General features: G+C 71.4%; 17 protein-coding genes. 8 read left to right on the top strand and 9 right to left on the bottom strand.

The genetic code is table 11. From position 1 onward, the window contains the following. Positions 1-47: 47 nt before the first annotated feature. Both DEO23_RS08490 and DEO23_RS08485 read right to left on the bottom strand, forming a co-directional pair. The gene (locus DEO23_RS08490) at positions 48-533 is read right to left on the bottom strand and encodes a phage holin family protein (RefSeq protein ID WP_109275518.1); all 486 of its coding nucleotides are present in this window, start codon (positions 531-533) and stop codon (positions 48-50) included. A 112-nt stretch (positions 534-645) separates the two neighbouring features. Continuing rightward, positions 646-1,812, bottom strand: a complete 1,167-nt coding sequence (locus DEO23_RS08485) for a LacI family DNA-binding transcriptional regulator (RefSeq protein WP_165831769.1) — start codon at positions 1,810-1,812, stop codon at positions 646-648. Positions 1,813-2,026: 214 nt separating this feature from the next. Here DEO23_RS08485 and DEO23_RS16510 point away from each other — a divergent pair, with 214 nt between their 5' ends. From DEO23_RS16510 to DEO23_RS08470, 3 genes are read left to right on the top strand one after another with little or no spacing between them, the layout of a single operon-like run. After that, positions 2,027-3,403: a sensor histidine kinase gene (locus DEO23_RS16510; protein WP_109275516.1), complete on the top strand. Its 1,377-nt coding sequence runs from the start codon at positions 2,027-2,029 to the stop codon at positions 3,401-3,403. Then, complete coding sequence (locus DEO23_RS08475) at positions 3,400-4,137, top strand: response regulator transcription factor (RefSeq protein WP_109275515.1); 738 nt, start codon at positions 3,400-3,402, stop codon at positions 4,135-4,137. Before DEO23_RS16510 ends, DEO23_RS08475 begins: the two co-directional genes overlap by 4 nt. Beyond that, entirely contained in the window at positions 4,137-4,964 is an 828-nt protein-coding gene (locus tag DEO23_RS08470; RefSeq protein ID WP_109275514.1) for a DUF4097 family beta strand repeat-containing protein, read from the top strand. The genes DEO23_RS08475 and DEO23_RS08470 overlap by 1 nt, the downstream gene beginning before the upstream one ends. Before the next feature lie 90 nt (positions 4,965-5,054). Here DEO23_RS08470 and acs read toward each other — a convergent pair whose 3' ends face one another. From acs to DEO23_RS08445, 5 genes are all read right to left on the bottom strand, one after another. Continuing rightward, positions 5,055-7,031 (bottom strand): acetate--CoA ligase, encoded by a 1,977-nt coding sequence (acs, locus tag DEO23_RS08465; RefSeq protein ID WP_109275513.1) that lies wholly within the window; start codon positions 7,029-7,031, stop codon positions 5,055-5,057. 96 nt (positions 7,032-7,127) lie between these two features. Next, entirely contained in the window at positions 7,128-8,063 is a 936-nt protein-coding gene (locus DEO23_RS08460; RefSeq protein WP_133249855.1) for a hypothetical protein, read from the bottom strand. Then, positions 8,060-9,058 (bottom strand): helix-turn-helix domain-containing protein, encoded by a 999-nt coding sequence (locus DEO23_RS08455; protein WP_133249854.1) that lies wholly within the window; start codon positions 9,056-9,058, stop codon positions 8,060-8,062. The genes DEO23_RS08460 and DEO23_RS08455 overlap by 4 nt, the downstream gene beginning before the upstream one ends. An 87-nt stretch (positions 9,059-9,145) precedes the next feature. Continuing rightward, a complete protein-coding gene (locus DEO23_RS08450; protein ID WP_109275510.1) occupies positions 9,146-10,540 on the bottom strand; it encodes an L-serine ammonia-lyase in 1,395 nt (464 codons plus the stop codon). Next, a complete protein-coding gene (locus DEO23_RS08445) occupies positions 10,537-12,177 on the bottom strand; it encodes a DEAD/DEAH box helicase (RefSeq protein WP_109275509.1) in 1,641 nt (546 codons plus the stop codon). The genes DEO23_RS08450 and DEO23_RS08445 overlap by 4 nt, the downstream gene beginning before the upstream one ends. A 166-nt stretch (positions 12,178-12,343) precedes the next feature. Here DEO23_RS08445 and panD point away from each other — a divergent pair, with 166 nt between their 5' ends. From panD to leuS, 3 genes are all read left to right on the top strand, one after another. Continuing rightward, complete coding sequence (gene panD, locus DEO23_RS08440) at positions 12,344-12,751, top strand: aspartate 1-decarboxylase (RefSeq protein ID WP_109275508.1); 408 nt, start codon at positions 12,344-12,346, stop codon at positions 12,749-12,751. A 20-nt stretch (positions 12,752-12,771) separates the two neighbouring features. Then, on the top strand, positions 12,772-13,698 hold the full coding sequence (locus DEO23_RS08435) for an AEC family transporter (RefSeq protein ID WP_109275507.1): 927 nt from the start codon (positions 12,772-12,774) through the stop codon (positions 13,696-13,698). A gap of 255 nt (positions 13,699-13,953) precedes the next feature. Further along, positions 13,954-16,881: a leucine--tRNA ligase gene (gene leuS / locus DEO23_RS08430; protein WP_109275506.1), complete on the top strand. Its 2,928-nt coding sequence runs from the start codon at positions 13,954-13,956 to the stop codon at positions 16,879-16,881. Positions 16,882-17,025: 144 nt separating this feature from the next. Here the strand turns inward: leuS and DEO23_RS08425 are convergent, their stop codons facing one another. After that, complete coding sequence (locus DEO23_RS08425; RefSeq protein WP_338067826.1) at positions 17,026-18,429, bottom strand: MFS transporter; 1,404 nt, start codon at positions 18,427-18,429, stop codon at positions 17,026-17,028. Positions 18,430-18,584: 155 nt separating this feature from the next. Between DEO23_RS08425 and DEO23_RS08420 the strand changes: the two genes are divergently transcribed. Beyond that, positions 18,585-19,799 (top strand): hypothetical protein, encoded by a 1,215-nt coding sequence (locus tag DEO23_RS08420; protein WP_109275505.1) that lies wholly within the window; start codon positions 18,585-18,587, stop codon positions 19,797-19,799. Between the two features lie 48 nt (positions 19,800-19,847). Here the strand turns inward: DEO23_RS08420 and clpB are convergent, their stop codons facing one another. Beyond that, the gene (gene clpB, locus DEO23_RS08415; RefSeq protein ID WP_109275504.1) at positions 19,848-22,565 is read right to left on the bottom strand and encodes an ATP-dependent chaperone ClpB; all 2,718 of its coding nucleotides are present in this window, start codon (positions 22,563-22,565) and stop codon (positions 19,848-19,850) included. Between the two features lie 525 nt (positions 22,566-23,090). On the opposite strand from clpB, the gene DEO23_RS08410 reads away from it, so the two are divergent. After that, complete coding sequence (locus DEO23_RS08410) at positions 23,091-24,365, top strand: PrsW family intramembrane metalloprotease (protein ID WP_240613299.1); 1,275 nt, start codon at positions 23,091-23,093, stop codon at positions 24,363-24,365. Positions 24,366-24,375 lie beyond the last annotated feature (10 nt).

Below are 24,375 nucleotides of genomic sequence, written 5' to 3'. Positions count from 1 at the left end.
CGGCCGGGTCGGCGCGTGGACGCCGACCGTCGGGCAGCCCCGAGGGGTCACTCGGAGACGCGGGCGCTGACCTGCTTGCCGTAGAGCTCGTCGAAGGTGTCGTCGTAGGAGACGGCGTTCGAGCGGCGCTTGCCCTGCACCGCGTCGACGGCGCCCTTGGCGGTGTCGATCGTGGTCTCGGGAGCGCGGATCTTCTTGACGACCAGGAAGGCGACCAGGCCCGCGATCGCCGCGACGACGATGAACACGCCCGCGACGATCAGGTAGGAGGCCCACCAGGGCAGCCCGGCGGCCTGCAGGCCGGAGGCCGCGGCAAACAGCAGCATCACCCAGGCGGAGAGCAGCAGGAAGAGCAGCACGGCCGCGCATGCGGCGACCACGCCCGCCTTGATGGCGATCCCGGTGATCTCCTTCTTGGCGATGTCGATCTCGTGGTGCACGACCCCGAGGACCTCGTCCTTGATCGAGGCGACGAGTTCGCCGATCGACCGCTGGGTGGGCGGTGTCGTCGGGTCGTTCGTGGTGTTGATCATGATCGGAGCCTATCGCAGGTGGTGGATGACGTCGCGCTGTCGGGGCGCGATGCGGGCGGGGATGTGGCCTGTCCGTCCGCGCAGGTGCGGGCGGAGCGGCCGGGTGCCGGGGTCAGTCGATGTGGACGCGGGCGCGCCGCTCGACCTCCGGGCGGGGACCCGCGGCGGTGCTCTGCCGCGTGACCAGGGAGGGGGCCACGGCGACGTCCCGGACCTCCTGCTCGTGGCCGGAGACCCGCTCGACGAGGAACTGCGCCGCGAGCGCCCCGAGTCGATCGGAGTTGGGATCGACGCTGGTCACCTGGGTGACGCCGGAGGAGGACAGCGAGGTGTTGCCGTACCCGGCGACGGCGAGCTCGGTGGGCACCTCGTAGCCGGCGTCACGCGCGGCGGCGAGCACACCGAGCGCCGTCACGTCGTTCGCGCAGGTGACGGCGGTGGGCACCTGGCTGCCGCGCAGCAGCATCGACCCTGCCGTCTGCCCGACCTGCTCGGTGAAGTCCCCGGGCTCGACGCGGGCGTGGTCCTCGAGGTTCTTGCGCTGCATCGCGAGAGTGAAGGCGTCGGCACGCTCCCGGGCGACCTGGGACCCGACGCCGCCGACGTGGGCGATCTCGGTGTGGCCGAGGCTCACCAGATGGTCCACGAGCAGGCCCTGGCCGACCTCGTCGTCGATGCGGATGGTGTCGAAGCGGCCCGTGAAGGAACGCGAGCAGCCGATGCCCACGAAGGGACGTCCCGCGGTGGCCTCGATGACGCTGTCCACGTCGTGGAGGTCGGAGACCATCAGGAAGCCGTCGACCCCGAGGTCCACGAGCGAACGCACCGCATCGGTGTCGGCCGCGATCGGGTACTCGGGCACACGCCGCCTGGTGGGCACCACCACGGCCGAACGTCCGGTCGCCGAGAGCTCGATGCGGATGGCCCGCACGAGATCGGAGATCCAGGTGTTGCGCATGGTGTTGACCAGGACGGCCACGACGCCCTTGTGGGCGTCCTCCCCCGCGAGCTCCTCGAGGGGGAAGTCCAGACGTTCGGCGGCCTCGCGCACCCGCGTCTTCAGCTGGGGACGGATGTCGTCGAGGTCGCGCAGGGCACGCAGCGCGACGGCGCTGGAGATCCCCAGGCTGTCGGCGACGTCGCGCAATGTTCCGCGCGTGGGCCCCTGGTCCGACGCGACGGATTCGCGGACGGACTCGCCCTGCTCGACGACCTGGTCCGTCGCACCCTCGTCCGGGGCACCGTCCGAGTGCGGGTCGACGCTGTCCGATCCCTGCATACCGTTCGCTCCTTCGCTCATGGATTCATTGAACCCCACGTCGGGGCGTCGGTGCGAAGCAGCACGCTGGCCGGGACGGGTCTCACAGCATCACCGGCCGTCCCGGAGCGGGCACAGCGGGAGGAAGCGGGCGCTCACCCGGTGGGGTTATCCCCCGCCAGGAACTGCGGTCCGCCCCGGTGCGCCCCCGCGGTGCCGCGCCTACGGTTGCTCCATGAGCTCCGCCGCCGCCCCTCTCGACGCCCCTCGGTCCCCGGATCCTGGCGCCGTGCATGCCGCGCATGCCTCTCCCGCCGACGACGCGGAGGTGCCGCGCGCGCACTTCCTCGTCGGCGCCGCGAGCGTCCTGGTCTCCGGTCTGCTGTCGATCAGCTGGCTCTGGATCAGCGTGTGCGTGCTCCTGATGGGGATCGCCTCGATCGCCGCCGCCCTCACCGGGGTGCTGCTGATCATCCTGTGGGTGCTCGCGATGCGGGTCGCCGCCGCCGGCGAGCGCCGCCGCGCCCGGGCCGTGCACGGGGTGGACGCCGTGGTGCCCTCCCGCAGGGTCTCGACCTCCCGCGGGTTCGGCGGACGGCTGCAGAACCTCGCCCTCGACCTGATCTCCTGGTCGTTCTGGCGCTCCGTGCTGCACCACCACCTGACGATGCTGATCGCCTTCGTCCCCTGCACCGTGTTCTTCCTGGGCCTGTGGTGGGCCTGGACCTTCGGCGAGCTCGCGCTCACGCTGCCGGACGCGCGCCTGGGCGGATGGCAGCCCGGGCCGCTGCTGCTCGCGATCGGCTCGGTGCTCGCCCTGGCGATCGCCCTGGGGGCGCTCGCGGCCGGGGTCCTCGCCGAGCGCGGACTGGCCCGGGTGATGCTCCCGAGCACCGACGACGACCTGCGCGAGGAGGTCGCCGAGATGTCGGTGCGCCGACAGGGCGCCGTGGACGCCGCCGAGCAGGAGCGGCTGCGGATCGAGCGGGACCTCCACGACGGCGTCCAGCCGCGCCTGGTCGCGCTCGCGATGACGCTGGGCATGGCCCGCTCCAGGATCACGGCCGACCCCGACGGCGCCACCGAGCTGGTGGGCGAGGCCCATGAGGAGGCCAAGGCCGTGATCACCGATCTCCGTCAGCTCGCCCGCGGCATCCACCCCGCCGTCCTCACCGACCGCGGGCTGGACCCCGCCCTCTCCGCCCTCGCCGCGCGCTCCCCGATCCCCGTGGACCTGCAGGTCCACGTGCCCGGGAGGATCGGGCGCGAGCAGGAGGCCGTGGCCTACTTCGTGGTCGCCGAGGCGCTGACCAACGTCGCCAAGCATTCCGGCGCGCGCTCCGTGCGCGTGGACGCGGACGTCCGCCACGACCCCGGCCCGGGACGGAGCGTGCTGCACCTGCGGATCGCCGATGACGGCGAGGGCGGGGCGACGGTGCGCCGGGACGGCGTCTCCACGGGCCTGGCAGGGCTCACGGACCGGGTGCGCGCGACCGGCGGCCAGCTGGACGTCACCAGTCCCGTCGGAGGCCCGACGGTCCTCGAGGCCTCCATCCCCCTTCCCGGGGACACCCCGCACGACGAGCACTCCCCGAAGGAGACGACCCGATGAGCACCCCTGCTGCCTCCCCGCCACGACCGACGCGCACGTCCGGCGCCTCGGCACAGGTGTCCGGCTCTGCCGGTCACGGGCTCCGGGTCGTCATCGCCGAGGACTCCGTGCTGCTGCGCGCAGGGCTCGAGCGCCTCCTGACCGCAGCGGGCCACACGGTCGTCGCCGCCGTCGAGGACGCCACCGGCCTGCTCGACGCGGTCTCCCGTCACCAGGTCGACCTGGCGATCGTGGACGTGCGCATGCCGCCCACCTTCACCGACGAGGGCATCCGCGCGGCCGTCCTGATCCGGGCCCAGAACCCGCAGGTGGCTCTCCTCGTGCTCTCCCAGTACGTCGAGGAGCGCTACGCCTCCGAGCTGATCGCCGACTCCGGCGGTGCGCTGGGGTACGTGCTGAAGGACCGGGTGGCCGACGTCGAGGAGTTCCTGCGCGTCGTGCACACCGTCGGCGCCGGCGGCACCGCGCTGGACCCCGAGGTGGTCCAGCAGATCCTGGTGCGCTCGCGCAAGCGCTCGGTGCTGGACTCCCTCTCGCCCCGCGAGCACGAGGTCCTGCAGCTGATGGCCGAGGGCCGCTCGAACGCCGCGATCGCCGAGACCCTGTTCGTCTCCGCCGGCAGCGTCGAGAAGCACATCTCCTCCCTGTTCGCCAAGCTCGCCCTCACCCCCGTGGACGGCGAGAACCGCAGGGTGATGGCCGTCCTGCGTTACCTGGAATCGGAGGAGCGCTGATGCCCACCACCCTGCTCCCGCCCCGTCCGCTCGGCGCCGCCCGCGGCAGGGACCGCACCGTGCGCGTGGTCCTCACCGTGATCGCGCTGGTCGCCGTGCTGCTGAGCGTCGGCGGTATCGCCGCCCGCAGCATCGCCTCGCACATCGAGGCCTCGACCTACCCGGTGGTCTCCTCCCGACTGGAGGCCGGGGACCCCCGCGACCTCACCGTCACCACCGACGTCACCGACATCCGGGTGATCCGGACGGACGAGGCCGACGAGGTGACCCTCGCTCTCGTCGACCCCGGGACCACCACCCTTCCCGCGGCGGACGCCCGCCTGCGCGCCCGCTGGATACGGAGCGGCGACCAGGACAGCGGCGAGAGCGTGAGGGTGAAGCGACCTCTTCTCGACGGGCCCACCACCTGGTTCCGAGGCGAGTCCCGCGACCTGCTGATCGCGGTGCCTCGCGACACGGCCCGGGACCTCACCCTGCGGGTGCGCAGCTCGGTCGGGGGGATAGACGTCGACGGTTCCTTCGCAGGCCTGGACCTGCACGCCGACACCGGGGACATCACCGCCTCCGAGGTCTCCACGACCGGGACCCTGCGCGCCGCGACGGACGTCGGCGACATCGACGTGTCGTTGGCCGACGCCGGAGCGGGCGCCATCCGTGCGACCACCAGCACCGGCGACATCTCCGTGCAGGCGCCCTGCTGCAAGACCTGGCAGGTCGACGCCGACTCCGACGTGGGCACGGTCGACGTGGACCCCTCGCTGCGTGGTGGCCAGAAGACACTGCGGACCCATTCCGACATCGGTGACGTGACGGTCGTCCGCCGATGACGAGGTGATGCCGCGGCTGCCGTGACGCGCTGCGCCCCCTCACCTGTCCGGTGAGGGGGCGCAGCTCATGGATCGGAGGAGACCCTCAGGTCACTTGCCGTCCTTCAGACCCTCCTGGATCAGGTCCATGACCGAGGAGTCGGCGAGGGTCTGGGTGTCGCCGATCGTGCGGTGCTCGGCGACGTCCCGCAGCAGGCGACGCATGATCTTGCCCGACCGGGTCTTGGGCAGCTCGGTCACCAGCAGCACCTTCTTGGGCTTGGCGATCGGCCCGATCTCGCTGCCCACGTGGGCGCGCAGGATCTTGGCGGCCTCCTCCTCGCCGCCGGCGGCCTCGACGTCGTCCTGGGTGCCCTCGCGCAGGATCACGAACGCCACCACGGCCTGGCCGGTGGTCTCGTCCTCCGCGCCGACCACGGCCGCCTCGGCGACCCAGTCGTGGGAGACCAGGGCCGACTCGATCTCGGTCGTGGACAGGCGGTGCCCGGAGACGTTCATGACGTCGTCCACGCGTCCCAGCAGCCAGATGTCGCCGTCCTCGTCGCGCTTGGCGCCGTCGCCGGCGAAGTACTTCCCGGAGAAGCGCGACCAGTAGGTCTCCTTGAACCGCTCGGGATCGCCCCAGATACCGCGCAGCATGGAGGGCCACGGCTCGGTGAGCACGAGGTACCCGGTGGACTGGTCCGTCACGCTCTCGCCGTCATCACCTACCACGTCGGCGCTGATGCCGGGCAGCGGCACCTGGGCGGAGCCCGGCTTGGCGTCGGTGATCCCCGGCAGCGGGGAGATCATGATGGCGCCGGTCTCGGTCTGCCACCAGGTGTCCACGATCGGACAGCGGTCCCCGCCGATCACGCCGCGGTACCAGGTCCAGGCCTCGGGATTGATGGACTCCCCCACGCTGCCCAGCAGGCGCAGCGAGGACAGGTCGAACTTCTCGGGGATGTCGTCGCCCCACTTCATCGCCGTGCGGATGGCGGTGGGCGAGGAGTAGAAGATGCTCACGCCGTGCTTCTGGACGATCTCCCACCAGCGGCCCTGGTGCGGGGTGTCCGGGGTGCCCTCGTAGATGACCTGGGTGGCGCGGTTGGCCATGGGCCCGTAGACGATGTACGTGTGACCGGTGACCCAGCCGACGTCGGCCGTGCACCAGTAGACGTCGCGATCGGGCTTGAGGTCGAAGACGTCGCGGTGGGTGTAGCTGGCCTGCGTGAGGTAGCCGCCGGTGGTGTGGACGATGCCCTTGGGCTTCCCCGTGGTGCCGGAGGTGTAGAGGATGAACAGCGGGTGCTCCGCCTCCACCCAGACGGGCTCGTGCTGATCGGAGGCGGCGTCCCGGGCCTCGTGCCACCAGACGTCGCGGCCCTCGCTCCAGGCGACGTCACCGCCCGTGCGACGCACCACCAGGACGTTGGTGACGCTCGGCGCCCCGCCCTCGAGGGCGGCGTCCACGGCATCCTTCAGGGGCAGCGCCTTGCCGCGGCGGAACTGGCCGTCGGCGGTGATGACGACCTTCGCCTCGGCGTCCTCGATGCGCGAGCGCAGGGCGTCGGAGCTGAAGCCGCCGAAGACGACCGAGTGCGGGGCACCGATGCGGGCGCACGCCAGCATCGCGAAGACGGCCTCGGGGATCATCGGCAGGTAGATCGCCACGCGGTCGCCGGTGGTGACGCCGAAGCCCTCGAGGACGTTGGCCATCCGGCTGATCTCGTCCTTCACCTGGGCGTAGGTGAAGGTGGCGTCGGCGCCGTCCTCGTACTCCGCCAGCAGCGCGACCTGGTCGCCGTGCCCGGACTCCACGTGGCGGTCCACGCAGTTGTAGGCGGCGTTCAGCTCGCCGTCGGCGAACCACTTCGCGAACGGCGCCTCGGACCAGTCGAGGACCTCGGTGGGGTTCTTGTGCCAGCTCAGCGAGGCGGCACGCGACTTCCAGAAGCCCAGTCGGTCGCGCGCGGCCTCCTGGTAGAGCGAGGGGCGTGCGTTCGCGTTCTGGACGAAGTCGGAGCTCGGGGGGAAGGTGCGGTTCTGCGCGGTGTGGGTGCCGGTCGAAGTGGCGTCGTCGGACATCATTGCTCCTGCGTACGGGGCTCGGCGACCGTGGTCGCGGGCTTGTCGGTCTTCGCTCTCACCGTATCGCAGGAGACCCACGTCACGGGAACGCGCTCACACTTCGGCGGCGACCGGACGACGCTCCCATTCGTGCAGGCAGGTCCCGGCGGCGACCTCCGTCATCACGGCCTTGAGCACCGGCCCCTGGGCACGGAGCACGCGGGGCGGCTCGCCGCGAGGTCGTTCGCGCCCGACGGTCGAGAGCGTGCGGCGCACCGTCCACGGCTCATCGGCGGATGGCAGGTGGATCTCGGCGATGGCGATGTCGACGGGTCGGAGGTACACGGTCAGGAAGCGGCCTCGTCGCAGCAGGCCAGGCACCGGACAACTCCATCGGACGACGGCGCCCTCACCCGCCACGAGCCGGCGAGGGAGCACGATCTCGATCGCGCTGAGTTCGTCCGAGAGGGGCGCGACGCGCGCGAGCCGCCCGCCGATCTCGATCCTGAGGTCGGTCTCGAGCGACCCGGCCGAGATCCCCACCACGAGGAACAGACGGTCCGCTCCGCTGCGGTTGGCCGACAGCACGACCTCGTGGTGCAGACGCTCCTGGCCCGTCGTGGCATCGAGTGCCAGGACGGTGTGCACGCACTCGCGGCGCATGCCGTCATCCCACCGCAGCCCCCAGTCTCGCCGCACGGCATCGATCTCGTCGCCGTACGGCAGCATGCCGGCGACCTCGGCCGCGCTGCGGTATCTCCACGTCTCAGCGTCGATGTCCACCAGGTCCACGAGCTCGCCGTCCTCGAGGGCGAGGCACTGCTCGATCGCGCGCACGACCCCCAGACTGGAGCGGCGGCGGGGCCTGGAGCGTCCGCTCACCCAGTAGGACAGGGTCGTCGAGGAGGTGGGGGCCCCGGCGGCCGCGAGCATCCCCGCGAGCTCGGAGAAGCCGACACCGCGGGCGAGCATCATCTCGCGCAGTCGCCGCGCGAACGCCGCCCCCTCGGCACCACCGGCAGCTGCCGGCGCCATCGTCCTCTCGCTCATCGCCGGCCCCACGACCACGACACCCGAACGGACCCCGCGTCCAGGCCATGGACGACGACCGTCGCCCCGCCGTCCGGTCCGACGTTCACCGGCCACTGCGCGAGCGAGCGCGGGGCGGCCTGCGACTGCACGCGGCAGTCGGCCTCCGCGGGCAGGACCGAGGGGTCGAAGCGGGCCTCGAGGACCGTGCTGGAGACCGGGAACTCGGTGTGGAAGACGTACCCGCCGTGGTCACCCAGGCTCGGCCCGCCGATGTCGACGGGCTCGACCGCGTAGTCGAGGATCCCGAGCCCGCCGGGCACGATCGGCTCGTCCAGGAGCAGCTCGGTGAACAGCAGGCCCCGCTCCGGCCACGCGCGCTGCCGACCCACGCGCACGCCCGGTCGCGGCACCAGACGCAAGGCCGTGCCCGAGGCCCCATGGGCGGTGACGCCGATCCTGGAGACCCGCTCGCGGGTCGCGCGCAGCACACGGCGCACGCCCACCCGCGTCAGGCGGTGCGCCCGGTCGATGTGCAGGCAGTGGTGGATCAGCAGACGCTGGAGGGTGTCGCCCTCGTCGAGTCCCATCTCCGCGCGTGCTCTCTGCACGGGGTCCTCGGCGATGCGGTCGGCGCTCCAGTGCCGGGCCGGAGCCTGGCGCACCAGGGCGTCCAGGAGGTAGCCGCGCGGCACACGCAGCACGACCTCGAGCTCGGCGACCGCGCGCATCGCCTCGTTCCGACGAGGGCGCGAGCGCCCGTGCCGCCACAGGGAGAGGGTCGAGGGGGAGATCGCGCTGCCGGCCGTGCGCAGGCGCTCGCACACCCGCTCCAGCGCCAGCCCCCTCGAGCTCAATGCCGCGTCGAGGCGGGCCCCGAAGTCACCGTCGGGGAGGGTGGAGGCCGACGGCGAGGGCGCGCTCGCCCTGCGAGCGCGGGCCTCCGGAGGGGCGGTGCGCGGCGCGGTCGCACCGGGCATGGCGGTGCCGGGACCCATGTCCCCTGCTCCAGCCATCTGCGCCCCTGGATCGACCGTCGGCCCGCCGGTTCCGGGCCCCACCCCGGACACTCTATCCAGCGCGGGGCACCGGGCCCGGGCGGATCAGCACTCCGGGAGCGAGACGGGGACCGCCGTGACGGCGAGCCCGCCCATGGCGGTCTCCTTGTAGCGCTCGGACATGTCCTTGCCGGTCTGGCGCATGGTCTCGATGACGGTGTCGAGGGAGACGAAGTGCTCGCCGGTGCCGCGCAGGGCGAAGCGCGCGGCGGTGATCGCCTTCACGGCCGCCATCGCATTGCGCTCGATGCAGGGGACCTGGACGAGACCGCCGACGGGATCGCAGGTCAGGCCGAGGTTGTGCTCCATCGCGATCTCGGCGGCGTTCTCCACCTGGCGCGGCTTGGCGCCCATCACCTCGGCGAGCGCGGCTGCCGCCATCGAGCAGGCCGAGCCGACCTCGCCCTGGCACCCCACCTCGGCACCGGAGATCGAGGCGTGCTCCTTGTAGAGCGATCCGATCGCACCGGCGGTCAGCAGGAAGCGCACGGCGACGTCGTCGGGATCCGTGTCCGGCAGGTAGTGCGTGGCGTAGTACAGGACGGCCGGGATGATGCCCGCGGCGCCGTTGGTGGGCGCGGTGACCACCCGGCCGCCGGCGGCGTTCTCCTCGTTGACGGCGAGCGCTGCCAGTGACACCCATTCGAGGGCGTTGATGGCGCTGTGGTCTGGGTCCTCGGCGCTCAGGGAGTCGTACCAGGAGTCGGCACGGCGGGTGACGTCGAGGCCTCCCGGGAGCACCCCGGGGGTGCGCACCCCGCGCTCGATGCACTCGCTCATCACCTCCCAGATCCGCAGCGCGCCCGCGCGCACCTCGTCCTCGCTGCGCCACTGCAGCTCGCGACGCATCATCGCGGAGGAGACGGAGATGCCCCGCTCCTCGCACACGCGCATGAGCTCGTCGCCGGTGGTGAAGATCGCGTGCCCGGCCTCCTCGGAGGCGACCTCGGCGATCGAACGGTCCATGTCGGCCGCGTCGACGACGAAGCCGCCGCCCACGGAGAACATGGGCCGACTGAGGACGGTCTCCCCGTTCTCGTCGTAGGCCTCGAAGGTCATGCCGTTGGAGTGCTGCGGCAGGAACGTGAGCGGATGCAGGACGATCGAGGAGGGGCGGAGGGACACGGGCAGGCGCCCGTCCAGCAGAAGCCCCCCGTCGCGCTCGATCGCGGCGACGCGTTCGCGCCCCGCGACCGGGTCGACGGTCTCCGGGTCCGCGCCCTCCAGACCCATCACGAGGGCATCGAGGGTCCCGTGTCCCTGCCCGGTGGCGGCCAGGGAGCCGTAGAGGTGCACACCCACGTCGGCGACCCGGGGCCCGACCTCACGGTCCTCGAGGGCCTCCCGGGCGAACAGGGCGGCCGCCCGCATCGGGCCCACGGTGTGGGAGCTGGAGGGCCCGATGCCGATGCTGAAGAGGTCGAACAGGCTGATGCTCATCGTCCGCCCCTGCGCGGTCCGCTGCCACCCCGGCCGCCGTTGCCCCGGCCGCCGCCGCGGGGAGTGCCCCCGCGGGTCGAGCCCCCGCGCGGCGCGGGACCGCCGCGGGAACCGCCTTTGCCGCCGCGGGATCCGCCCTTGCCACCGGCCTCCGAGGGCTTCCCGCCGCGAACGGCTCCGCGGCCCCCGGCCTTCGCGCCCTGGCCGCCTCGGCCCGTGCGGCCGCCGCCCTTCGAGGACGTGCGGGGACCGCCGCCGGATCCGCGCGTGCCGCGCTGTCCGGTGCTCGCCGCGGGCTCGTCCTCGTCCCAGGCCGCCCGCAGCTCCTCGTTGGTGCGGCGCTGCTCGGCGCGCTGGGAGTTGGCCCCGGCTCCGCCACCGGACAGGCGCAGCTTGCGCGGCGCGCCCTTGTGCTTGATCTTCGCCGGGTCCTCGACGGGCTCCCCGGAAGGCGACCGCCCGCCGAGCTCGACGAGCGCCTCCTCGTCGGGCCCGTCGACGTCCGCCCACTGCGGCTCCACCTCGGCGGCGGCGAGCACCTCGCGCGTGGCCTTCTTCTGGTGCGGCAGCGCGAGGGTGACGACGCTGCCCGAGGCACCCGCCCGCGCGGTGCGGCCCGAGCGGTGGACGTACTCCTTGGCGTCGTCGGCGGGATCGGCGTGCACGACCATGCTGACGTCGTCGATGTGGAGTCCTCGCGCGGCGACGTCCGTGGCCACCAGCACCGGGTATGCGCCCGCGCGGAAACCGGCGAGCACGTTGGTGCGCAGGCCCTGCTGCTTGTTGCCGTGCAGGGCCGCGGCTCCCACACCGACCTCGACGAGCTCCGCGGCCACGCGCTCGGCCCCCAGCTGGGTGCGCGTGAACACGAGGGTGCGTCCGCTGCGTGCGGCGAGCTGGGCGATGACCTGGCGCTTGGCCTTGGGGGCGATCGCGAGGACGTGGTGGTCCATGGTCTTCACCGCCGCGGCCACCGGCGTCGTCTCGTGCTCGACGGGGTCCACCAGGAAGGTGTCGACGATGGTCTCGACCTGCCCGTCGAGCGTGGCGGAGAACAGCATCTTCTGGCTGCCCATCGCGGTGGCCGCGAGGATCTCGCCGACCTGCGGCAGGAAGCCGAGGTCGGACATGTGGTCCGCCTCGTCGACCACCGTGGTCTCCACGCGGTCCAGGAACACCGCGTCGCGGTCGATCAGGTCGAGCAGCCGGCCGGGGGTGGCCACGATGATCTCGACGCCGCGCGCGAGGGCCTGCGCCTGCTTGTCGATGTTCATGCCACCGGCGACGAGCTGAGCCCTCACGCCGATGGCGCGGGCGAACGGATGGAATGTGTCCACGACCTGCACGGCGAGCTCGCGGGTGGGGACCAGCACGAGGCCCAGCGGGCGGCGGCGGTGCACCTTGCGGCCGCGGAACCGGGCCGTCATCGACAGCACGAAGGCGAGGGTCTTGCCCGAGCCGGTCTCGGCACGGGCCATCACGTCACGCCCGGCGAGAGCGTCCGGCAGGATCGCCTCCTGGATCTCGAAGGCATGCGTGAGGCCCTGCTCGGCGAGGACGTCGAGCAGCTCCTCACTGAGCGCCATGTCGTCGAATCGGGACGAGCGGTGGGCGCTGCGGCGTCGTGCCTTGGGCATCGGGGTCCTCCTGGGTCTGGGCGCGCCCCTCCCTCGGTACATGGGGCGCACCTCCATCATCGCGCAGGATCCGCTCTCGCGAGGCGCTCACGGCCCCGCGCGTGCGCAAGGACTCCCGCCACTTCTCGTCGCCCGGACATCGGGCCGCGTGGAAGAATGGACACCGATGATGCGCACACTGATGACCTCGAAGATCCACCGCGCGACCGTCACCCAGGCCGATCTGCACTACGTCGGCTCGGTGACGATCGACGCGGCCCTGATGGACGCCGCGGGGATCCTCGAGAACGAGCAGGTCTCGATCGTGGACGTCACCAACGGTGCGCGTCTGGAGACCTACGCGATCACCGGTGAGCGCGACAGCGGCGTGATCGGCATCAACGGTGCCGCCGCCCATCTCGTGGTCCCCGGTGACCTGGTGATCCTGATCGCCTACGGGGTGATGGACGAGACCGAGGCCGCCGCGCACAAGCCCTGCGTCGTCCACGTGGACGAGCACAACCGCGTGGTCAAGGTCGGCGACGACCCGGCCGAGCCGGTCCCGGGCATGCCCGACCAGCGCACCGGCCGCTGAGGGTCGGGGTGCGCTGAGCCGTGGCAGGGGTCCTCTCCGGGTTCTTCATCGTCTGGTGCCTGATCGCGATCGGCTGGATCATCGGGCGCACCGGGGTCCTGGGCGAGCACGGCCGCTTCGTGCTCAACCGCACCACGTTCTTCCTGGCCTCCCCGTGCCTCGTGTTCACCTCCCTGCTCGAGTCCGATCTCGAGCAGGTGCTGTCGATCCCGATGCTCATCGCCGGTGTGTCCGGTCTCGTCTCCGGCGGCCTGCTGCTGGGGGTCCTGCGCCTGTTCACCCACCGCCGTGGGCCGGATCTCGTGGTCACGGCGATCAGCGGGTCGGTCGTGAACGGGGCCAACATGGGCTTCCCGATCGCGGCGTACGTGCTGGGGGACACCTCCCACGCCCTGCCGGTGATCCTGTTCCAGCAGGCGATCTACACGCCGCTGTACCTCTTCGTCCTGCACGCGGTCACCACGAAGATGCGCCCATCCCCCGCCGGCGTCCTGCGCAACATCGCCTCGAACCCCACGATCGTCGCGGCCGTGATCGGCATCGTGCTCGTCCTGTGCGGTGTGAAGCTCCCGGCCGTGCTGCTGCGCCCCTTCGACTCCATCGCCGACATGGCGATCCCGGCCATGCTGCTGGCCTACGGCATCTCCCTGATCGGTTCGGCGCCGCTGGCCAAGGACGACGGCTACCGGGGGCTGATCGCGATCGCGACGGTGTCCAAGCTCGCGATGATGCCCCTGCTGGCCCTCGGCCTGGGGCTGCTGTTCGGCCTCGGCGGTCACGACCTGTTCGCCGTGGTGGTGATGGCCTCGCTGCCGACGGCCCAGAACGTCTTCGTCGCCGCCTCCCAGTACAAGGCCGCCGAGAACCTCGCCCGGGACACGGTGCTGCTGACCACTGTGGGCACCGTGGTCACGCTGCTCGCGCTCTCGGGGATCATGGGCACCTGACGCGTCGGCGCGGGACCGCGGAGGATCCCGCGCCGTGCCGGACACGGACGCGGTGTGCCCCGTCGTGCGCTGCGCGGTAGGATCACCCCGTGGCACGTTCGCTCCTGCTTCCGCAGCCGCGCCGGTGACTCGCCGCTCCCGCCCCACCGCGGGAGCGAGGATCGAGGACCGTCGCGGCTCCCCTCGCCTGTGCGGGGGTTTTTTCATGCCCGAGCGGGCGCGCCCCGCGGACCATCTACCCGAGGACACCACCCCATGAGCGAGGCACCCTTCCGCTACACGGCCGCAATGGCCCAGGAGATCGAGACGCGCTGGCAGCGGCGCTGGGACGAGGACGGGACCTACGAGTCCGTCAATCCCGTGGGCCCGCTGAGCGACGGCACCGAGCCCGCGGACCTGCCCGAGAAGATGTACATCATGGACATGTTCCCCTACCCCTCCGGGGTGGGGCTGCACGTGGGCCACCCGCTGGGGTACATCGCCACCGACGTGATCGCCCGCTTCCAGCGCACGCTGGGCAAGAACGTGCTGTACACGATGGGCTACGACGCCTTCGGGCTGCCCGCCGAGCAGTACGCGGTGCAGACGGGCACGCACCCGCGCACCACCACCGAGGCGAACATCGCGAACATGCGCCGCCAGCTGCACCGGCTGGGCCTGAGCCACGATCCGCGCCGCTCCTTCGCGACCACCGACCCGGCGTTCGTGAAGTGGACGCAGTGGATCTTCCTGCAGGTCTTCGACTCCTGGTTCGACCCCTCCGCCGCCAACGCCGACGGCGTGCGCGGCCGCGCACGCCCGATCAGCGAGCTGGTCGAGGAGCTGCGCGCCGGCACCGTCGATCCCTTCGCGCTGGCCGACCATCAGAACATCACGCTGCCCGAGACCTGGCAGGGTCGCGGTGCGGACCAGGTGCCTGCCGCCTCCGAGCCGGAGATCCGGGAGCTGGCCGAGTCCTTCCGCCTGGCCTACATCTCCGAGACACCGGTGAACTGGTGCCCGGGCCTGGGGACCGTGCTGGCCAACGAGGAGGTCACCCCCGAGGGACGCTCCGAACGCGGCAACTTCCCCGTCTTCCAGCGCAGCCTGCGCCAGTGGAACATGCGGATCACGACCTTCGCGGACCGTCTGCTGGAGGATCTGGACCGCGTGCAGTGGCCCGAGGCCGTGCGCTCGATGCAGCGCAACTGGATCGGCCGCTCCCACGGCGCCGAGATCCGCTTCGGGATCCGTGGGCGCCAGGACGACGGCAGCGGCAGCACCGGCTTCGAGGTCTTCACGACCCGGGCCGACACCCTGTTCGGTGCGACCTTCTGCGTGCTGGCCCCCGAGCACACGCTGCTGGCCGACGTCGAGGCGCTGCCGGCCGCGTGGCCGGAGGGCACCGACGACGCCTGGACGGGCGGGGCCGCGGATCCTCGGGAGGCCGTGCGCGCCTACCGCGAGCGCGCCGCGGCCCTGGGCCAGGAGGATCGCACCTCGGAGGACCGCGAGAAGACGGGAGTGTTCACCGGCCTGTACGCCGAGAACCCGATGGACGGCAGGCTGCTGCCCGTGTTCACCGCGGACTACGTGCTGACCGGCTACGGCACCGGGGCGATCATGGCCGTGCCCGCCGAGGACGAGCGCGACAACGCCTTCTCCGAGCGCTTCGAGCTGCCCATCATCCGCACCGTCCAGCCGCCCGCCGACTTCGAGGGCGGGGCCTGGACGGGCGAGGGCGCCAAGATCAACTCGGCCAACGACGAGCTGGACCTGAACGGTCTGAGCAAGGACGAGGCCAAGCGCCTGGCCACCGAGTACGCGACGGCCAAGGGCTTCGGCCGCGCCCGCACCACCTACCGCCTGCGCGACTGGCTGTTCTCCCGCCAGCGGTACTGGGGCGAGCCGTTCCCGGTCGTCTACGACCCCGCGGACCCGCTGACCCCCATCGCCCTGCCCGAGAGCATGCTGCCCGTCGAGCTGCCCGAGGTCACCGACTTCTCGCCGAAGACCTTCGACCCGCTGGACGCCGAGACCGAGCCGCAGACGCCGCTGGCCCGCGCGAGCGACTGGGTGCACGTCACGCTGGACCTGGGCGAGGGCCCCAAGGAGTACCTGCGCGAGACCAACACGATGCCGCAGTGGGCAGGGTCCTCCTGGTACCAGCTGCGCTACGTCGACCCGACCGACGATGCCCACGCGGTCGACCCCGAGAACGAGCGCTACTGGCTGGGGCCGCGGCGTGAGGGCGACGTGGGCGGTGTCGACCTGTACGTGGGCGGCGTCGAGCACGCCGTGCTGCACCTGCTGTACGCGAGGTTCTGGCACAAGGTGCTGTTCGACCGCGGCGTCGTCAGCAGCCAGGAGCCCTTCCACCGCCTGATCAACCAGGGCTACATCCAGGCCTACGCCTACACGGACGCTCGGGGCATGTACGTGCCGGCCGAGGAGGTCGTGGCCGAGGACGACGGCACCTTCACCTACGACGGCGAGCCGGTCTCCCAGGAGTACGGGAAGATGGGCAAGAGCCTGAAGAACGCCGTCACCCCGGACGACATGTACGACGAGTACGGGGCCGACACCTTCCGCGTCTACGAGATGTCGATGGGGCCCCTGGAGGACTCCCGCCCTTGGGAGACGCGCGCCGTGGTCGGCTCCCAGCGCTTCCTGCAGCGGCTGTGGCGCCTGGTCGTGGACGAGGAGAGCGGCGAGCTGCGTGTGAGCGAGGAGCCGGCCGACCGGCCCACGATGCAGGCCGTGCACCGCACGATCGACGGCGTGGCCCGCGACATGGAGGGCTTCGGGTTCAACACCGCGATCGCGAAGCTCATCGAGCTGGTCAACCATCTGACCAAGTCCGGCAGCTCGCCGCGCGAGGCGATCGAGCCGCTGGTGATCATGCTGGCACCCCTCGCCCCGCACCTGGCCGAGGAGCTGTGGTCCCGTCTGGGCCACGACTCCACCGTCACCCGCGAGCGCTTCCCCGCGGCGGATCCGGATCTGCTGAAGGCCGAGGCCGTCACCTGCGTCATCCAGATCAAGGGCAAGGTCCGCCATCGCATCGAGGTGGATCCCGAGATCACCGAGGACGCACTGCAGGAGGCGGCGCTGGCCGAGGAGCGGGTGCGAGAGCTGGTCGGGGACGCGGAGATCCGCAAGGTGATCGTGCGGGCCCCGAAGCTGGTGAACATCGTGATCTGAGACGGCCGCCCGACGGCCGGAGGGCTGCGGACCACCGCCCGACGACAAGAGCCCGGAACCCTCTGCAGGGGTTCCGGGCTCTTGTGCCGGGAGCCCTGCGACCGGTCGCTCGACGAGCGTCGCCCGGGGCTGGAGGGGGCGGGCTCAGGCCGAGCGGCCCGCCGCCGGCACCCCGGCGGCCCCGGGCTCGGAGGCCGCACCGGTCTCCCGCAGGTCCTTGCCCTTGGTCTCCGGCAGCGTCAGCACGATCGTGAGGGTCGAGATCACCATCAGAGCGATCGCATAGACCCCGAAGAGGACCTGTCCCCCGGTGCCGGAACCGGCGTGCGAGGAGATGAAGGTGTTCACGTACGGGGCCGTGCCGCCGAACAGCGCGATCGCCACCGCGTAGGGGATGCCGAAGCCGCTCGTGCGCTCGGCCGTCGAGAACATCTCGGCGTACATCGCGGGCGCATGCGAGATGAAGCCGGCGAGCAGGGCCAGCTGCACGCTGATCGAGACGACCAGCTGCCAGAACTCTCCCTGGATCAGCAGCACCATGGGGATGTAGGCGACCGCGGATCCCATCAGCGCGATCACCGCGCAGGCCTTGCGGCCGATGCGGTCCGAGGCAGCGCCCCACAGCGGCAGGGCGATGATCAGGACGATGTTGCCGATCAGCGAGGCCTCGAAGGCGTGCTCTGAGGAGTAGTGCAGGTTCTGCTGGGCGAGCGAGGCGATCGAGACCGACCAGACGTAATAGCTCACGGTCAGACCCATGGTCATCCCGATCACGATGAGCCCCGTGCGCCAGTTGCGCATCAGCGCCCGCCACACCTGGGTCTTCTCGCCGCTCTCCTGCTGCGCCGCGCGGTTCTCCTCGAACACGTCGGACTCCACCATGGAGCTGCGGATCCACAGGGCCACCAGCCCCAGCACCGCACCGAGGGCGAACGGGACGCGCCAGCCCCACGAGCTCATCTGCGCCTCGGTGAGCACGCTGGAGAGGAACAGACCGATGAGCAGACCCGCGAGCAGGCCGAGGGTGCCGGTGACGTAGATCGAGCTGGCCCAGAAGCCGCGGCGCTCGCGCGGCGCATGCTCGGCCAGGTAGGTCTGGGCGCTCGGCAGCTCGCCGCCGTGTGCCAGGCCCTGGACGAGCCGGGCGAGCAGCAGCACGACCGAGGCGAACAGCCCGACGGATTCGTAGGTGGGCAGCAGGGCGATCAGCAGCGATCCGCCGGAGGCGCAGAGGACCGCGAGCGTGAGGCCCTGCTTGCGGCCGATGCGGTCCCCGATCCAGCCGAACACGACCCCGCCGAAGGGGCGGGCGACGAAGCCGACGGCGAAGATCGCCATCGTGGACAGGAAGGCCGACGCCTTGTCGCTGGAGTCGAAGGCCTGGGCGGAGAAGTACACCGCGAAGCTCGCGTAGATGTTCCAGTCGTACCACTCCAGGGCGTTGCCGATGCCTGTGCCCAGGAGGGTCTTCAGCGTCGACTGCCGTGGGGCGGCAGCACTGGAGGGGCCTGCTGCCTGGGCACCGTGGGGCGAGGAGGTACTCATCATCGTCCTAGGGAAGCACGCCGTCGCCCCCTCTCGTGGCACCGTCCGCTCTCGAGCGGGATCCCGTGTCCCGCCCTCGCGACCCCTTCCCGTGTGAGTTGTCCACAGCGCCGGTCCTCCCCAGGCGCGCCGTCACGCCTCTCCGTAGCGTGCCTTCCATGACGGGATTCCTGGGATGCGACACCGCACGGATGATCACGCTCGCCGAACGGCTAGCCGGCGCGGCGGGCCGTCTCGCGGCACAGGGGGAGCTGCTCACCGCGGCTGCCGGTGTGTCCTGGGAGGGACCCGATGCCGAGGCGTTCCGGGAGGGATCCGCCCGCGCTCGCACAGAGGCCGCCTCCTGCGCCGCGGACCTCACCGACGCCGCACAAAAGATCCTCGTGCATGCCCAGGAGCAGGAACGGGCGAGCAGCGCCGAGGACTCGCCACCGCCCAGCCTCGCCGACCTCGCGGAGCGCCTGGGCACACCGCTCCGGGACCCGCTCCCGTGGGGCCACCCGGAGCAGGACTGGGGCGACGCCGTCCGCCACGATCTGTTCGGCCTGTCGGACGAGGAGCTGCGGGAGATCGCCCGTCCCGTCCCCCTCGGGTATCGAGATCACGAGGAGATGATGGAGGCGGTGCGTCGCACGACCGACCGTGCCGGAGAGGTCGTGGGCGGGCTGGTGGAGCGGGCACGCGACCTCGCCGACTCCTGGGGTGAGCCCGTTCGCGCGCGGGACGACGAGTACGACCTCGACCCAGTCTTCGAGAAGCATGGATCTCACCTGCGACACGTCCTGACGGCTCCTGTCCCCTACGCCGGGGAGGTCCAGACGGCGATGGATATCCACGGCCGAGTGTCCGATGCCCTCGATTCCGTCGAGCGGGCGGCCCAGGAACGCGGGTACGGGGAGGCGGTGGCGCCGGTGGTCTCCGTGGCGCGGGCACACGGCGCGCTGGGCGAGGCCGTGCTCGGGGAGCACTCGGTGCTGGGCGAGGCGGCCTCGCACATCGACAGCTCCCTGGGAAGTTCTCTCCAGTCCGTCTGGGAGACCACCCATGCCCTCGGGCAGGGGGACCTCGGCGGCGCCGCACAGGCGATGGAGAACAACGCCTACCGCCAGCTGGGGATCGGCGTGCACGCCCTGACCACCACTCCCGCCCCCATGCTCGGGGACGCCGCCTCCTCGTACCTCGGTGCCGGTGCGGACGTGCTCGACTCCCCCGTGTTCGCAGGGACCTCCGTGAACGGGGACCAGTTGCGCAGGGCCCAGGCAGCAGTGGACGGCGCCACGGAGATCTGGGAGCGCGGGCGTACCAACATCGCGGACATGAAGCCCGCGCTGGATCTGCGCAAGCAGTACGCCCCGATGCCCTGGGACGACTGAGCGCGCGCCCCGCCTGCTGCGGGAACGCGCGCTCTGCTCGTCACGGCGTCAGTGCGCCGTCGGGTGGTCCCCGAGATCGACGGCAGGGTCGGTGACCCCGGGAGCGGAGGAGTCCTCGAGACGGCTGTCCTCCGCCTCGCGGGCCTCCTGGTCCGTCTCGTCGTCCTCCGGCGGGGCCACCACCCGCAGGTCGAGCGCGTCTCCGCCCGCGGCGACACCCGCTGCGACGGCGTCGCCGTCGTGCACCTCGCCCCGCAGGATCATGCGCGCGAGGGCGTCGCCGATCTCCTTCTGCACCAGCCGCTTGAGCGGACGCGCGCCGTAGAGCGGATCGAAGCCCTGGTCGGCCAGCCACTGGGTGGCGGCGTCGTCCACGCCGAGCGTGATCCGGCGCTCCGCCAGCCGCGCGGAGACCGACGCGACCTGCAGGCGCACGATCCTCGCGAGCTCGGCCCGGTCCAGCGCGTCGAACATGATGACGTCGTCCAATCGGTTCAGGAACTCGGGCTTGAAGCTCGCCCGGACCACGTTCATCACCGCGTCGTGGCGCTCCTTCGTGCCGAGCGCCTCGTCCTGGAGGAAGTGCGCCCCGAGGTTCGAGGTGAGGATCAGGATGGCGTTGCGGAAGTCGACCGTCCGGCCCTGGCCGTCGGTCAGCCGTCCGTCGTCGAGCACCTGCAGCAGGATGTCAAAGACGTCGGAGTGGGCCTTCTCGATCTCGTCGAGCAGCACCACCGTGTACGGACGGCGACGGACCGACTCGGTGAGCTGGCCGCCCTCCTCGTATCCGACGTACCCGGGAGGCGCACCCACCAGCCGGGAGACCGTGTGCTTCTCCCCGTACTCGGACATGTCGATGCGTGTCATGGCGCGCTCGTCGTCGAACAGGAACTGGGCGAGCGACTTGGCGAGCTCGGTCTTGCCCACGCCCGTGGGGCCGAGGAACAGGAAGGATCCGGTCGGACGGTTGGGATCGGCGATCCCGGCCCGCGCGCGGCGCACCGCATCGGAGACCTCGGTGACGGCTCGGCGCTGGCCGATCAGCCGCTCCCCGATGATGTCCTCCATGTCCAGGAGCTTCTGGGTCTCCGACTGCAACATGCGGCCGGCGGGGATCCCGGTCCAGTTCGAGACCACCTCGGCGATGTCGTCGGGACCGACCCGCTCGGAGACCAGGGGGCGATCCTCCTCGGTCTCACCCGAGGCCTCATCCTCCTCGGCCTCCACCAGCTGACTCTTCAGGGCGGGGATGTCGCCGTACAGGATCTTCGAGGCGGCGGTCAGATCACCCTCGCGCTGGGCGCGGTCGGCCTGCATGCGCAGCTGCTCGAGCTGGGCCTTGAGGTCGCCGACCATGTTCAGACCGGCCTTCTCGCGCTCCCAGCGGACGGAGAGCTCCTCCATCTTCTCGGTGCGCTCGGCCAGCTGGCCCTGCACGGACTCCAGCTGCGCCTGACTGCCGGGGTCGTCGCTCCCCGTGAGCGCGAGCTCCTCCATCTTCAGGCGGTCCACCTGGCGGCGCAGGATGTCCAGCTCCACCGGGGAGGAGTCCAGCTCCATGCGCTGACGCGAGGCAGCCTCGTCGACCAGGTCGATGGCCTTGTCGGGGAGCTGACGGCCGGAGATGTAGCGATCCGAGAGGGTCGCGGCGGAGACCAGCGCGGCGTCGGTGATCGAGACCTTGTGGTGGGCCTCGTACTTGTCCTTGAGCCCGCGCAGGATGGTGATCGTGTCCTCCACGCTCGGCTCGCCGACGAACACCTGCTGGAACCGACGCTCGAGCGCGGGGTCCTTCTCGATGTTCTCCCGGTACTCGTCGAGGGTGGTCGCGCCCACCATGCGCAGCTCGCCGCGGGCGAGCATGGGCTTGAGCATGTTGCCCGCGTCCATCGACCCCTCTCCCCCGCCGCCGGCACCGACGACGGTGTGCAGCTCGTCGATGAAGGTGATGATCTGCCCCTCCGAGGAACGGATCTCGTCCAGGACGGCCTTCATCCGCTCCTCGAACTCGCCGCGGTACTTCGACCCGGCGACCATCGAGGAGAGGTCCAGCGAGATCAGGGTCTTCTCGCGCAGGGACGCGGGGACGTCGCCGGCGACGATGCGCTGGGCAAGCCCCTCGACGACCGCGGTCTTGCCGACGCCCGGCTCGCCGATCAGCACGGGGTTGTTCTTCGTGCGGCGGCTGAGCACCTGCACGACGCGCCGGATCTCGGCGTCGCGCCCGATCACGGGATCGAGCTTCCCCTCGCGGGCCTGCTCGGTCAGGTCGAGGCCGAACTTCTCGAGGCTCTCGAACGTCGCTTCGGGGTTCTGTGTATCCATGGGGTTCTCTCCGATCAGTGCGGGAAGGGCATCGCGCAGCACGCGGGGCGTCGCGCCGAAGTCGGCGAGCAGCCTCGCGGCGTCGTCCTTGCCGAGCGCGATGCCGATCAGAAGATGCTCGGTGGACAGGTGTGTGCGGCCGGCTTCGTCGGCCGCCCGACGGGCGGACTCCAGGGCGTCGTAGCCGGTGCCGACGAACGTCGGGTGGGTATCGCTGCCGCTCACGCGCGGCAACGCCTCGATGGCGTCGTTCGCGCGCGGGATGACCCGGGCGGGGTCTGCTCCGACGCGCTCGAGCAGGGCGCGCGCGATGCCGTCCTTCTGCTCGGCGAGTGCCGCGAGCAGATGGATCGCGAGGACCTGCGGGTTGCCGAGCTCCGCCGCCCGTTCGGCGGCCTGGGCCACGGCTTCCTGGGAACGGGCGGTGAAGTGGAACTCCACGGTCGCTGCCTCCGGTTCGTGGGTGGTCGATGGGTGTGAACGCGGAGCGCTCCCCGGCGGGGCGGGGACGGAACCCGCCCGGGCGCTCGGGGACGCCGACGTCCGACATGGAGCACAACGCCCGCAGGGTTGAGTCTATTCCGCTCAACCCTGTGGGATGCCGGCTGTCTCGCCTCCTCGCACGATTCGCGTCCTCCGCCTCCTATGCCCCCGACCGATCCACGTCATCGTCGCGCGTGCGGCTCTGTCCGTCCATCCCACGACGGCGCCGCACCACCCGTCGTCCACAGGATCCACGGACGGCCAGGATGCGCGGGACTGCCCCGGTAGCATCGACGCCACCGGCGCCTCCTCGGCTCCAACCCGCCATCCCACCACCCCGCCATCGCCGCTTTCCGCGAGGACCTCATGACGCATCCGCCGTCTTCACCCCCGCCCTCCCACCAGCCCCGACCTGTCCCGTCCGAGCAGAGCCCACCGGCACAGCAGACGGGCAGGGCCCCGCGTGGACAGCAGGCCCCGTTCGTGCACTACGAGCTGCCACGTCTGTACGACACCTCCGCACGTCCGGCCGGCGCCCTCACCCGCGCCCGCTATGCCCCCGCCCCGATGCAGGCCCCGCAGGACCAGCAGCCGGCATCGGCCTGGAGCACGCAGACCCGCCGCATACAGCAGGTCCAGCAGCAGAAGCCCGGCATGCCGGTGCCCGTGGTGCTGGGGTGGATCCTCGCGGTGCTGCTGGGGTTCGCTCTGCTGGTGGTGCTCTCCCTGCTGTTCCTGCTGTACGTGCTCGGCGGCGCCGATCCCGCCGCCTGGATCCTCCAGGCGATCCTGGCCGCCTTCTCCCTGCTCGTGATCGTCGGTGTGATCGTGCTGGCGGACAGGTGGGATCCGCAGCCGCTGCCGCTGCTGCTGTGCGCCGTGCTGTGGGGCGCCGCCGTGGCCGCAGGGACGGCGTACATCGTCAACTCGCTGATCATGATCCTCGCCTACTCCGCTGTCGGTGACGAGTCGATCGCGATGGGGATCGGCGCCGTCCTGGGAGCCCCTTTCGTGGAGGAGACGATGAAGGGCCTGGGGCTGGTGGTCCTGTTCCTGCTGGGGCGCAGGTACTTCAACGGGCCGCTCGACGGCCTGGTCTACGGGGCGCTGATCGGGGAAGGCTTCGCCTTCACCGAGAACATCACGTACTACGGAGACGCCTGGAACAACGGTCAGGTCGGAGGCATCGCGTCCAGCGTGGTCATCCGGGGCGTGATCGGGATCTTCGGGCACGCCATCTACACCTCCCTGACCGGTGTGATCATGGGACTGGTCGCCCGCAAGTGGGGCACGCTCCCGGGCGTGCTGATCTTCCTGGTCGCCACCTGGCCGGGGATGTTCCTGCACTTCGCGTGGAACGGCTCCGCGACGCTCTTCCCTTCGCTCGGCGCGCTGCTGATCATGCTGATCGCCGAGTTCGCGCTCTCCGCGCTCTGGCTCGGGCTGATCGCCGTGCTGGTCTTCGACGAGTCGCGGCTGACGCGCGTGCGACTGGGCGAGTACGCCAACATGGGCTGGCTGACCCACGAGGAGGTCACCATGCTGGGCACCTGGAAGGGCCGCCGCGAGGGCCGGGCGTGGGCGCGGTCGATCGGTGCCCTGCCGGCGATGAAGAGGTTCATCAAGGAGGCTGCGGCGCTCGCCGCGACGCGTCAGCGTCTGCTGGCCGACGGCGCATCACCGCGGGCGATCACCCACGAACGCGACCTGCTGGGACGACTGACGAGCAACCGCAGCGCGCTGCTGACCCGCGCCTGATCGCGCACCT

The organism is Brachybacterium endophyticum (genome assembly GCF_003130585.1).
GTDB classification, from domain to species: domain Bacteria; phylum Actinomycetota; class Actinomycetes; order Actinomycetales; family Dermabacteraceae; genus Brachybacterium; species Brachybacterium endophyticum.
This window is presented reverse-complemented; position numbering and strand designations above follow the sequence as displayed.

Coding starts and splice junctions, on each gene's coding strand:
- DEO23_RS08470 (WP_109275514.1), top strand. CDS start 4,137: ATGCCCACCACCCTGCTCCCGCCCCGTCCGCTCGGCGCCGCCCGCGGC.
- DEO23_RS08425 (WP_338067826.1), bottom strand. CDS start 18,429: ATGATGAGTACCTCCTCGCCCCACGGTGCCCAGGCAGCAGGCCCCTCC.
- DEO23_RS08485 (WP_165831769.1), bottom strand. CDS start 1,812: ATGCAGGGATCGGACAGCGTCGACCCGCACTCGGACGGTGCCCCGGAC.
- DEO23_RS08460 (WP_133249855.1), bottom strand. CDS start 8,063: ATGAGCGAGAGGACGATGGCGCCGGCAGCTGCCGGTGGTGCCGAGGGG.
- DEO23_RS08475 (WP_109275515.1), top strand. CDS start 3,400: ATGAGCACCCCTGCTGCCTCCCCGCCACGACCGACGCGCACGTCCGGC.
- DEO23_RS08445 (WP_109275509.1), bottom strand. CDS start 12,177: ATGCCCAAGGCACGACGCCGCAGCGCCCACCGCTCGTCCCGATTCGAC.
- DEO23_RS08450 (WP_109275510.1), bottom strand. CDS start 10,540: ATGAGCATCAGCCTGTTCGACCTCTTCAGCATCGGCATCGGGCCCTCC.
- DEO23_RS16510 (WP_109275516.1), top strand. CDS start 2,027: ATGAGCTCCGCCGCCGCCCCTCTCGACGCCCCTCGGTCCCCGGATCCT.
- DEO23_RS08420 (WP_109275505.1), top strand. CDS start 18,585: ATGACGGGATTCCTGGGATGCGACACCGCACGGATGATCACGCTCGCC.
- acs (WP_109275513.1), bottom strand. CDS start 7,031: ATGTCCGACGACGCCACTTCGACCGGCACCCACACCGCGCAGAACCGC.
- panD (WP_109275508.1), top strand. CDS start 12,344: ATGATGCGCACACTGATGACCTCGAAGATCCACCGCGCGACCGTCACC.
- DEO23_RS08490 (WP_109275518.1), bottom strand. CDS start 533: ATGATCAACACCACGAACGACCCGACGACACCGCCCACCCAGCGGTCG.
- leuS (WP_109275506.1), top strand. CDS start 13,954: ATGAGCGAGGCACCCTTCCGCTACACGGCCGCAATGGCCCAGGAGATC.
- DEO23_RS08455 (WP_133249854.1), bottom strand. CDS start 9,058: ATGGCTGGAGCAGGGGACATGGGTCCCGGCACCGCCATGCCCGGTGCG.